The 11,941-nt window shown below is 37.3% G+C and carries 10 protein-coding genes; 4 read left to right on the top strand and 6 right to left on the bottom strand.

What is annotated here, in order from left to right; all coding sequences use genetic code 11:
- Position 1: 1 nt before the first annotated feature.
- The 5 genes from leuS to yajC are packed head-to-tail and all read right to left on the bottom strand — an operon-like array spanning position 2 to position 5,652.
- A complete protein-coding gene (gene leuS, locus CDOM16189_RS01255; protein ID WP_169973687.1) occupies positions 2-2,467 on the bottom strand; it encodes a leucine--tRNA ligase in 2,466 nt (821 codons plus the stop codon).
- An 8-nt stretch (positions 2,468-2,475) separates the two neighbouring features.
- Positions 2,476-2,814, bottom strand: a complete 339-nt coding sequence (locus CDOM16189_RS01250; RefSeq protein ID WP_169973686.1) for a DUF6394 family protein — start codon at positions 2,812-2,814, stop codon at positions 2,476-2,478.
- Between the two features lie 9 nt (positions 2,815-2,823).
- Positions 2,824-3,795, bottom strand: coding sequence for a protein translocase subunit SecF (gene secF / locus CDOM16189_RS01245; RefSeq protein WP_169973684.1), 972 nt, complete (start codon positions 3,793-3,795; stop codon positions 2,824-2,826).
- Between the two features lie 2 nt (positions 3,796-3,797).
- A complete protein-coding gene (secD, locus tag CDOM16189_RS01240) occupies positions 3,798-5,378 on the bottom strand; it encodes a protein translocase subunit SecD (RefSeq protein ID WP_169973682.1) in 1,581 nt (526 codons plus the stop codon).
- On the bottom strand, positions 5,371-5,652 hold the full coding sequence (gene yajC / locus CDOM16189_RS01235) for a preprotein translocase subunit YajC (RefSeq protein ID WP_169973680.1): 282 nt from the start codon (positions 5,650-5,652) through the stop codon (positions 5,371-5,373). The genes secD and yajC overlap by 8 nt, the downstream gene beginning before the upstream one ends.
- Here yajC and CDOM16189_RS01230 point away from each other — a divergent pair.
- A complete protein-coding gene (locus tag CDOM16189_RS01230) occupies positions 5,625-6,935 on the top strand; it encodes an apolipoprotein N-acyltransferase (RefSeq protein WP_169973679.1) in 1,311 nt (436 codons plus the stop codon). The genes yajC and CDOM16189_RS01230 overlap by 28 nt on opposite strands.
- Before the next feature lie 143 nt (positions 6,936-7,078).
- On the opposite strand, the gene metK is transcribed toward CDOM16189_RS01230, so the two are convergent.
- Positions 7,079-8,287, bottom strand: a complete 1,209-nt coding sequence (gene metK, locus CDOM16189_RS01225) for a methionine adenosyltransferase (protein ID WP_169973677.1) — start codon at positions 8,285-8,287, stop codon at positions 7,079-7,081.
- A gap of 143 nt (positions 8,288-8,430) precedes the next feature.
- Between metK and sstT the strand changes: the two genes are divergently transcribed.
- The 3 genes from sstT to CDOM16189_RS01210 all read left to right on the top strand — a co-directional run bounded on the left by sstT (position 8,431) and on the right by CDOM16189_RS01210 (position 11,937).
- The gene (gene sstT / locus CDOM16189_RS01220; RefSeq protein WP_169973676.1) at positions 8,431-9,669 is read left to right on the top strand and encodes a serine/threonine transporter SstT; all 1,239 of its coding nucleotides are present in this window, start codon (positions 8,431-8,433) and stop codon (positions 9,667-9,669) included.
- A gap of 112 nt (positions 9,670-9,781) precedes the next feature.
- Positions 9,782-11,494, top strand: a complete 1,713-nt coding sequence (locus CDOM16189_RS01215) for a M3 family oligoendopeptidase (protein WP_169973674.1) — start codon at positions 9,782-9,784, stop codon at positions 11,492-11,494.
- Positions 11,494-11,937: a hypothetical protein gene (locus CDOM16189_RS01210; protein WP_169973673.1), complete on the top strand. Its 444-nt coding sequence runs from the start codon at positions 11,494-11,496 to the stop codon at positions 11,935-11,937. The genes CDOM16189_RS01215 and CDOM16189_RS01210 overlap by 1 nt, the downstream gene beginning before the upstream one ends.
- The last annotated feature ends 4 nt before the right edge of the window (positions 11,938-11,941 follow it).

Below are 11,941 nucleotides of genomic sequence, written 5' to 3'. Positions count from 1 at the left end.
TCTAACCTTTTACAACCAAATTTACAAGCTTTCCTTGCACGTAAATTTCTTTTATAAGCTCCTTGCCTTCAATCCATTTAGCGACATTTTCTTTGGCTGCTTTTAAAATTTCAGCTTCACTAGCGTCGCTTGGCACTTCAACTTCGCCTCTTCTTTTTCCATTTACGGTAATGGCTAAATTTAGGCTATCTTTTTCAAAGACCTCTTCTTTGATATCAATATGCGTGAAATTTGTTCTGCCAAATAAATTCTCGCTTAGCTCATTTGCTATATGCGGCACGATCGGCTCAAGCAAATTTAGTATTATAAAAAACGCTTCAGTGGTTACATCTTCGTTATTTTGCGCATTTACCGCGTTTAAAGCCTCCATACACGCAGCTATTAAGGTATTAAAAGTAAAGCTTTGCGTATAGACCTCTTGAGATTTTTTAAGAGCCTCATAGACTTTAGCTCGGGCGTATTTTTCATCCTTAGTAAGCTTTGTGTGATCTATATCATGGATTTTAGAACATTTTTTAACGCCCACAGCCTTATCGTAAAGTCTATTTAAAAATCTAAACGCACCCTCAACTGCGCTATCGTTCCACTCAAGCTCTTTTTGAGGAGGCGCAGCAAAGAGTATAAACAGCCTTGCAGTATCAGCTCCATAGTTTTTAATGATATCATCAGGATCTACGACGTTTCCTTTACTCTTACTCATCTTTTTACCGTCTTTTAGCACCATTCCTTGAGTTAAAAGCCTCTCAAAAGGCTCATCATCGCGCAAATAACCAAGATCTCTAAGCGCTTTTTGGAAAAATCTCGCATATAAAAGATGTAGTATCGCATGCTCTATTCCGCCGATATACTGATCGACGTTCATCCAGTAATTTACGCTCTTTTCATCAAAGGCTTTTTCATTCCAAGTCTTATGATCGCTTGCATATCTAGCGAAATACCAGCTACTTTGGAAAAATGTATCCATAGTATCGGTCTCTCGAACTGCGTCAGCGCCGCATTTTGGACACTTAGTATGCTTCCAGCTTGGATGTTTATCAAGCGGATTTCCTTCGCCCGTTATCTCAACATCATCAGGCAGAGTAACAGGCAGATTTTTTATATCTTCGCAAACTACACCACATTTATCACAATGAATCATTGGAATAGGCGCACCCCAATATCTCTGGCGAGAAATTCCCCAGTCGCGAATTTTAAAATTCACAACTCTTTTTCCGATCTTTTTGCTTTCAAATTTCTCTATAATCTTAAGCTTTGCATCTTCGTTATTTAACCCATCTATAAGCGGAGATTTTATACAAATTCCACTTTCCGTAAATGCTTTTGAGTCATCAATTTCACCGTCAATAGGTCTAATCACTTGCTTAATAGGCAAATTAAATTTGCTAGCGAATTCAAAATCTCTCTCATCATGTGCAGGAACAGCCATAACAGCACCGCTTCCATAATCAGCCAAAACAAAATTCGCAACCCAAACAGGTACTTTTTCGCCGCTTAATGGGTGGATAACATAAATTCCTAAAAATACGCCGTCTTTTTCTTTAGCTTGACGCTCTCTTGGGCTTTGATTTAGCATAGCTTTTACTTTTTGGCTTGCCTCATCACTTAAATTTCCGCCATCAAGTAGCTTTTTAACTATCTTATGCTCAGGCGCAAGTGCGGTATAACTAACTCCATAAATCGTATCGGGGCGAGTGGTAAAGACTTCAAAGCCGTCCGCTTCGCTGCCTAAAAGTGCTTTAGAAGCCTCATCAAGACTAAATTTAAACTCTAAACCAAAGCTCTTGCCGATCCAGTTTTCCTGCATTGTGATTACTTGATTTGGCCACTTGTCTTTTAACTTTTCAAGATCAGCCAAAAGCTCCTCGGCATAATCGGTTATCTTTAGATAATACCCAGGCAACTCGCGCTGAATTACGCTATTTCCACATCTCCAGCAACAACCATCCTCAACCTGCTCGTTTGCAAGAACGGTTTGATCGTGCTCACACCAGTTTACTATGGCATTTTTGCGATACACAAGCCCTTTTTCATACATTTTGATGAAAAATTCCTGCTCGTATTTAGTGTAAAGCGGATCAGATGTGGCAAATTCTCTATTTTTAGAAAACGAAAAACCAAGCGATAAAAGCTCAGCTCTCATATAATCGATATTTTCATAAGTCCATTTTTTAGGATGAATTTTATGCTGTATAGCCGCATTTTCAGCAGGCATACCAAAGCTATCAAAGCCGATAGGATGAAGCACGTTATAGCCTTGCTTGCGGTAATATCTTGCCAGCACGTCACCGATTGAGTAGTTTCTAACATGACCCATGTGGATACGTCCGCTTGGGTATGGAAACATGCTTAAGATATATTTTTTAGGCAGGTTATAATCATCTTTTGGTTCAAATTCTTCGTTTTTTAACCAAATTTCTTGCCATTTTTTCTCAATTTTTAAGGCATCATACTTCAAATTTTCAGCCATTTTATCTCCTAAAATTCTTCTTGGGTCTTACTTGCTTCAACTAAAACAAGCGAAAGTGAAAAAAAGTTTGCAATAGCAGCACCGATTGCAAGTGAGTAAACAACAGTCATGTTTCCCGTTGTTTGAAGCACTACAAACGCAGGTATAAGGTGTAAATCAGCTACAAGCGAGCTAGCAAAAAGCTCAGCCGATAAAATATTTTTAACACCGATTTTAAGTAGCGTAGAGACTAAATTTATGCTAGCTGCTACAAATAGCGCTATCTCATTTTTATCATACAAAAAACCCGCTGTAGTCGTTAGACTCATCAGCGCAAAAAAGATATAAACAACCTTACCCCAGTTCATAAACCCTCCTTACACCACGCCTTTTTCAAACATAGCTCTTTGTCTTTCGCGCTCTTTTTTCGCTTTCATCTTTTCAGCCTCTTTTGCTCTATATTTCTCCACGCTAAATTTAAACCAAAGAAGCATCAGAGAAGCTATGTAGATAGAGCTTAAAGTTCCTCCGACTATACCCACTAAAAGCACCAAAGAAAAGCCGTGTATCATATCTCCACCATATAAAAATAGTGTTAAAACAACCATTAAAGTAGTTACAGATGTAAGAATAGTTCTTGAAAGTGTCGCGGAGACAGATTCGTTTATAATCATATCAAGAGCCGAATTCTTACTTGTGTTTATGCTCTCTCTAATCCTATCAAAGATAATAATCTTATCATTTAAAGAATAGCCTATGATCGTTAAAACCGCAGCCAAAATATCCAAATTTACATCAATCCTAAATAAGCATATAGTACCTAAGGCTATCACTACATCATACGCTTCGGCAAATATAGCAGCCATCGCAAATCTCCACTCGAACCTAAAGGCAACATAAAGCAAGATACCCAAAAGAGACATGGCTATAGCCATCATTCCTTTTTGTCTAAGCTCGCTTCCTACCTTTGGTCCCACGACATCCACACGGCGAACTTCAAAGCTGCCAGTATCTTTGAGTAATTGAGATACGCTAGAGCCGATATCACTACCCAAATTTGAGCTTGAGCCCGAAAAACGTATAGTAATCTCCTCCTCTGAACCAAATTCGGTCACAGAGGCATTTTTTAAAGTCTCATCTTTATACAAAGCCTCTCTAATCTTATCAAGAGGTGCTTTTTTATCATACTTTATCTGGATCAGCGTTCCACCAGAAAAATCAATACCGTAATTTAGCCCTTTGGTAAAAAGCAGAAAGATTGAGCCAAAAAATAAAATAGCAGCTACGGCAAGGGCGATATGACGCTTACCCATAAAATCATAAACATGTGCTTTTGAAAAAATTTGCATTATTACCCTCTCTTGTATCCAAACCAAATTTTGGTATTTCCGCTCTTCTCTATCTTATCCATTATAGTATCAAACATGCCTCGAGTACCTAAAATAGCAGTTAGCATAGAAGCCACTATACCTATACTCATGGTTACGGCAAAGCCCTTGACAGGACCCGTGCCGTATGCATACAAAACAACAGAGGTTATAATCGAAGTTAAATTCGCATCTACAATAGCACTCATGGCATTTTCATAGCCCTTTCTCACACTTAAGGCTACACCCTGCCCATCTCTTAAAAACTCCCTTATACGCTCATTTATAATTACATTCGCATCGACAGCCATGCCTACCGTAAGCACTATACCAGCCATTCCAGGCAGAGTCAAGGTAGCTCCAAACATAGCCATAACCGCAACCAAAATAAGGATGTTCGCGACTAAGGCTAAATTTGCCAAAATTCCTGCAAACCCATAATAAGCTATCATGAATAGCACCACAAGAACACCTGCACCTGCGAGAGCCATCATACTTTGATTGATACTATCAGCACCTAGGCTTGGTCCGATACTTCTCTTTTCAAGCATCTTTACCGGAGCTAAAAGTGCACCGCTTCTAAGCGCAATAGCAAGATCATGAGCCTCTTCTACACTAAAGCCTCCGCTTATCTGGCCACTTCCACCGCCTATACGCTCATTTATCACAGGTGCTGAATACACTCTACCATCAAGCACTATAGCAAGTCTTTTTCCTACATTTGCACCCGTAAAATCTCCAAATATCCTAGCTCCTTCGGCATTTAACGTAAAATTTATAATTGGGGCGTTAGTTCGCTGATCAAAAGCCACTCTAGCATCCGTTAGCATTGAGCCATCAAGCACGGGAATATTTTTTACGGTATATTTCATTTGATCGCTTTTAACATCCGGATAAACGATTACACCATAGCTTTCAGCCTCTGCTGCGCTTAGAATGTTTGCCCGCAACTGTCTTTTTTCATCAAGCGCCATCAGCTGCAAATGCGCAGCCTTAGCGATCAGCTCTCTTGCACGTTGCTCGTCAGCCTGAGTTTTCACGCCCGGAAGCTCGACTAAGATATTTTCTTTACCCTGCCTCGCGACCGTTGGCTCGGCCAAACCAAACTGATCAAGCCTATTTCTAATAGTCTCAACGGCTTGATTTATCGCATACTCAATCGTATGAGACTGCTCAGTCTCAGTTAGTCTAATAGTGTATTTGAGTCCTTCTTTTTGGACATCAAGCCCCTCAATCTCTTTCAGCATCCCATCTATCTTATTTTGATCATCGTTATCTAAAAGTTCAAAGCTTACATGCTCCTCTTTTATTTTAAAGTTATCTATCAAAATATCTTCTTTGCCCGCATAGTAATTTATACCAGAGGCCACGGATTTGACTTTGGAGTGTATGGCCTCTTGTGTTTCTACGCCAAGAAGCATATATAGACCTCCTTGAAGGTCAAGTCCTAAATTTATCTTAGATCCACCATCTGTCTGTAAAAACGAAGGAGCTGAAAAACCTATGCCAAAAATTAGAGCTATTAGAAAGATAACGAGTCTATATGTTACCTTGGCGCTACGCATTTACTTTAGTCTCGATTTTTCTAGCGACAAACTCGCGTCCGATACGCACTATTACATCGTCATTAAGTTTAACTTTGATAAAATCATCTTCAGGTTTGATAACTTCGCAGTAAAGTCCGCCCGAAGTAATAATCTTATCGCCTTTTTGTAGGGCTGCAAGCATCTTTTGATGCTCTTTTTGCTGTTTTTGCTGCGGTCTGATAACCAAAAAGTAAAAAATCGCGAAAAGCACGATCAGAGGTAGTAATGAAGCTAAAAAATTGCCTTCTTGCATTGTATTCCTTAGTGAAAAATTTTTTAATCAAATATTTTAGCACTAAAATTATAAGAAAAGCCTTTTTTAGTGCTTTTTTGATATCAAATTTTATATTTGTCTCGATTTTTGAATTAGCAATATTAAATTTCATATCCCCTTTTCTTGCCATTTACGGATTTTATACGCTTCTTAAATTTAGCAAATATGAATTTTTTACGACAGGATTTTTTGTAGGAATTTTATGGTTTTATTGGATTAGCTTTAGCCTTGCGTATTATGGATTTGGCTATCTTATTCCGCTTGAAATTTTATTTATAGGCATTGTGTATGGATTTATGTTTTTTATCGCGGCAATTCCTGCTCAAATTTGGCTTAGAGCTATTTTGCTGATTTTAATTTCAAATTTGCACCCGTTTAATTTCAACTGGCTAAATTTTGAGGCGATATTTATAGTTGGAATTTTTAAACCGAATTTATACGGGCTTATCTTTATATTTGCTGCGATTTTATCACTATTTTATATAAAAAAAAAGCTTAAATTTTTAGCTTTTATCGCGCTTTTACTTTTTGCGGTTCAGTATAACGATAACAAGGCTAAAATTTTGCCTTTTGAAGTTGCTCTTACAAATACAAACGTACCTCAAGCTTTAAAGTGGGAAAAGTCGCTTAAAAATGAGTTCATAAACCAAAATTTAAAGATGATAGATGAAGCAATAAACGAAGGCAAAAGAGCTATAATCATGCCTGAGAGCGTATTTCCGACATTTATGACGCACGAGCGAAATTTAGTAGCTGAGCTTAAAGAAAAATCCCAAAAGATCGCTATCGTTGCAGGAGCACTTGCCTATGAAAACGGGCAAAGTTACAACTCGACTTTTTTATTTGATAAAGGTGAGATGAAGCGATTTGATAAATTTGTGCTAGTACCATTCGGCGAGGAAATTCCGCTTCCAAATTTTATGAAAAATTTGATAAACGAGCTATTTTTTGACGGCAGCAAAGATTTCAAAACTGCAAATTCGGTTAGCGACTACGAGATAGAGGGAATTAAAATTCGCAATGCAATCTGTTATGAAGCTACGCGAGATGAACTGTTTAAAGGCGAATTTGACGTGATGATAGCTATTACAAACAACGGTTGGTTCGTGCCCTCAACCGAGCCAAATTTACAACGCCTTTTGATTAAATATTACACCACTAAATACAATAAAACAATTTATCACAGCGTAAACGGCTCAAAAAGCGAGATCATAACTCCAAAAGAGAGTTTGATAAAGAAAATTTTAGATAGTAGATCTTAATAAGTATGACTTGTATATGGATGCGAAAAATAAATTTATTCAAAACATAATCAGCGTAGTTTAAAAGAAATTTTCTTGCCTACAAAGGAGCATACAAAGTAGTATATGACTAAAGTAGGCTAAGAAAATTTATTCTAAATCTATTATTTATGTGGAATTAAAGCTTTAAATGTATCTATGGCGTCTAGCTTCTCCCACGGATACTTCGCATTTCCAACCTGCCCTTTTGCTGCAACTTTTGCGTATAAAAACGTATCTTTGCCGGGTTTATCAAGTCCAAATTTTTGAGTTATCCATTTTGGAGTTAAAGGGAAATTTTGCATAACGAAATTTGATAAAATATCATCATTCAATCCGCTTATCTGAGTTCCCATTGTATCTACGCTAATAGATGTTGGCTTAGCAAGTCCGATAGCGTAGCTTAGCTGAACGATACATTTTTTAGCAAGTCCTGCCGCAACGATATTTTTAGCTATCCATCTGGCAGCATATAGTCCGCTTCGATCAACCTTCGTATAGTCTTTTGAACTCTGTGCGCCGCCACCTATAGGAGCGTATCCGCCAAAGCTATCTACGATAAGCTTTCTGCCCGTTAGTCCGCTATCGTGAAGCGAGCTGTGATTTACATATCTGCCTGTTGGGTTTATATAAATTATTGTCTTATCTTTATTATATAGCTCTTTTGGAAGACCGGTATCGTCTATAAGCTCCCCAATAAGAGATCTAAGCTCTTCTATCTTCATACTCTCTACGCAAGGAGCTGAGACAACGATAGTGTGTATGCTTTGCGGTTTGCAGTTTTCAAAGTTATCCTTACTATTATAATCAATTGTAACCTGAGTCTTTATATCAACACCCAGCTTATCTGGATTTGCTTTAGCAAATTTATATACTTTATCACAAAGCATTCTTGCATAAGTAATGGCTGCCGGCATATATTCTTTCGCTTCGCAACTTGCAAAGCCAAACATTATACCTTGATCGCCTGCGCCTATCTCGCCGCTAGCTTGATCTACGCCTTGATTTATATCGCTACTTTGCTGATTTATACAAACCTTAACCTCGATATCATCAGGATGCAAGCACTGCTCTTTAGTAAAATTTGACTTACCATCATATCCGATTTTGGCCAGAGCGTTTTTGACTATACTTTCATAATCTTTAAAACTGAGCTTAACTTTTGAGTTTATCTCACCACCGATTACTATGTTTTTACCGGCTACAAATACCTCGCTTGCAACCCTACCGTTTGGATCCTGCATTAAAATACTATCTACTATACTATCAGCGATAATATCTGCGCATTTGTCAGGATGCCCCGGACTTACTACTTCAGATGTAAATAAATACATATCTTTCCTTAAATTTTATATTAAATTGTAAAATTGTAGCATTTCATAATAAAATTTATATTAATTTTTTGTTAAATTTTAAAAAATTTCAGAATCTTTTAGTTATACTTAAATCCAAATTTTAAATTTATAAAGGTGTAAAAATGAGTGGATTTAGCAATATCGCTAAGCGTTTTGCCGATGGAAATTTGATTGTTCAAATACTAATCGGTATCATTGTCGGTGCTATTTTTGGCTTTTGGGGGAATGCAAGCGGAAGTGAATTCGCCGACAAAATTCTAAACGGCATTTCCGTTCTTGGAAATTTATTCGTAGGTGCCTTAAAGGCTGTCGCTCCTATTTTGGTCTTTGTATTGGTTGCTACATCAATTATTACTAAAGAGTTTGGCGAAGCAAAAGGCATGTCAAAGATTGTCGCATTGTATCTAATTGGAACTTTTTTGGCAGCTGTAGTCGCAGTTGCAGCTAGCTTTATGTTTCCGGTTGAACTCGTTTTAAAAGGTGTAGAAACAGCAACTATGAGTGCGCCTCAAAACGTAATAGACGTATTAAAAGACCTCATTTTTAAAATGGTTCAAAATCCAGTACAGGCCCTAAGTACAGGCAATTATATAGGTATCATTACTTGGGCTGTGGGTGGCGGTATAGCCATGAGAGGCTGCTCAAGTGAGACCAAAAAAGTATTTATGGATGTAAGTGATGGCGTGACAAGAATTGTTAGATTCGTAATCCGCTTAGCTCCATTTGGAATTTTTGGTCTTGTTGCTATTAGTATCCACGAGACAGGATTTGCGGCTCTAGCGGGATATATGAAATTAATTGCGGTTTTAGTTGGTGCAATGCTATTTGTGGCATTTGTTGTAAACCCTATTATTGTATTTGTGGTAACCAAAAAAAATCCATATCCGCTTATAATGACTTGCGTAAGAGAGAGCGCCGTAACTGCGTTTTTCACAAGAAGCTCGGCTGCAAACATACCTGTAAATATGGCGCTTTGTAAAAAGTTAGGACTTAGAGAGGAGCTTTACTCTATATCCATACCTTTAGGGGCCACTATAAATATGGCAGGAGCTGCGGTAACCATCAGCGTTTTAGCCCTTGCTGCAGTAAATTCCATAGATCATATAACTGTTAGTTTTGCAGACGCCTTGCTTCTTAGCTTTATTTCTGCGATAGGCGCTTGCGGAGCTTCTGGAGTTGCTGGCGGATCGTTACTTTTGGTTCCTCTTGCTTGCGCACTTTTTGGAATAAATAACGATATAGCGATGCAGGTTGTTGCCGTAGGCTTTATAATAGGAGTTATTCAAGACTCTGTAGAAACTGCGGTAAATAGCTCTTCAGACGTTGTATTTACAGCTATAGCTTCAGAAACAATAAAATAAAAAATCAATTTAGTGTCCATTTTTTTGGACACTAAATTTGATAATCTCTCTCTAAAAATTTTAAATTTCATTAGATTTTGTGTAAAATATCCTAAAAATTTTAAGGATAAAAATGACAACATGGGATTTAACTCCACTTTTTAAAAACGAAAAAGAGCTTGAAAAGAGCGCACTAAGCCTAAAAGATGAGTGCAAAAAATTTGAAAAAAAATATTTGGAAACCTTTTTAGATTTAAGCACAGATCAGTTTTTGCAAGCGTTTGATGAGTATGAGAAATTACTATCGAAGCTATCAAAGGTAACAACTTATGCATTTTTAGTATTTGCAAAAGATACAAGTAAGGGTGCTTTTTATGCTAAATTTGAAGAGATTGCAACAAAGGCTCATGAAAATTTACTATTTTTTGAGCTTAAATTTAATGAATTTGACGACAAAAAGCAGCAAGCTATAATCAAGGCATCAAAAAATAACGGATATTATCTAAGCAATGTAGCCAAAACCAAGACACACCAACTAAGCCTAAAAGAGGAGCAGGTTTTACTTCGCACAGCTAGCACTGGAGCAGATGGATTTGCAAGGCTATTTGACGAGACTATGAGTAATATGAAGTTTAAATTTCAAGGCAAACTTTTAAGCGAAGAGGAAATTTTAAGCAAGCTTCACGACAAAGACAGAAATGTAAGAAAAGCGGCCGCCAAAAGCCTGAGTAGCGAACTATCTCGTCACCAGCATCTGCTTGGCTATATATACAATATGATAAAAACTAATCTAAAAACAAGTTGCGAATTAAGAAATTTTAGCTCTCCTGAAGAGCCTAGACACGAAAGCAACCAGATAAGTAAGAAAAGCGTGGACGCACTTATAAAAACAACCGAGGCGAATTTCTCTTTGGTCAGTAAATTTTATGATAAAAAACGCAAAATTTTAGGCTTTAAAAAACTATATGACTATGATAGGTATGCACCGCTCGATGAGGGTAGAAAATATGAATTTAACGAATGCAAAGAGATAGTCTTAAAGGCGTTTAACGACTTTAGCCCGAAATTTGGCAAAATTGCTCAAAAAGCTTTTGATGAGGGCTGGATAGATGCTTATCCTACGACAAATAAAAGAGGTGGGGCATTTTCACACTCAGGCTCATTAGATGCTCATCCTTACGTGCTTTTAAATCATACGGACGGAAGAAGAGATCTATTTACTCTAGCTCACGAGCTGGGTCATGCCATACATCAAAATTTATCTTACAAAGTTGGTTATCTAAACTCGGATACGCCGCTTACTACGGCTGAAACCGCTTCGGTATTTTGTGAAATGCTAGTGTTTGATTACGTTAAAAAAGAGCTAAGCGACAAAGATAAAATTTCGCTTCTTGCAGGCAAGATAGAAGACATTTTTGCCACGCTTTATCGCCAGATAAATTTTACCACCTTTGAGCGCAGAGTCCATTCTCACGAAGGCGAAATTTCGCTTGATGAGCTAAATAAAATTTGGCTTGAAGAGAGCAAAAAGATGTTTGGCAAAAGCGTTACTCTAAATGATTATTATAAAATTTGGTGGAGTTATATCCCGCACTTCATACACACGCCGTTTTACTGCTATGCCTACTCTTATGCGCAGCTTTTGGTCCTTGCTATCTTTGGGCTTTACAAGAGCGGCAAATGTAAAAATTTCGTGCAAATTTACACTGAATTTTTAAGTCTTGGCGGAAGCCAAAGCCCAAAAGATATGGTTGCGAAATTTGGCTTTGACATAGAGGACTCAAAATTTTGGAACATAGGAATAAATGAAGTTAAAAAATTAGTTAAAGAATTTGAGGAGTTATAATGCTTGATAAAATTTTAGATGATGAAAAATTTGCACTACTTATGAAAATGCATGTTTACGAGTGCATAGACTATTTGCTTCAAAACAAGCATCCGTTTTCGGTAATGACAAACTCGGACTTAGTAAAATTTGAGCCGGAGCTTCCAAAGAGTATAAGCTCTACTTTTACATCTCCGGTAATTCTTTTTACTCTTGACGGATATACATTTTCTAGTGCTAAATTGATGCAAGACAGCCTTAGTTTTGAGGCGGGTTTTGGCAGTGATGATTTTGCTTCGCTTGTTAGCTTTCCACTTGGAGCAGTAGTTCAAATTTTAGTAGAAAATAGCCCAATTCTGATCAATTTTTCTATTCACAAAGCAAAAGAGGCTAAAAGTAAAACTCAAAAATCAATGTCAATCTTTATGTCAAATCCAAAAAATAAAGATTTTTTCAATAAATAAAAAC

Source organism: Campylobacter sp. RM16189, assembly GCF_012978815.1.
Taxonomy (GTDB): Bacteria; Campylobacterota; Campylobacteria; order Campylobacterales; family Campylobacteraceae; genus Campylobacter_A.
The sequence above is the reverse complement of the archived record's forward strand: the minus strand, read 5'-3'. Positions and strand labels throughout refer to the sequence as shown.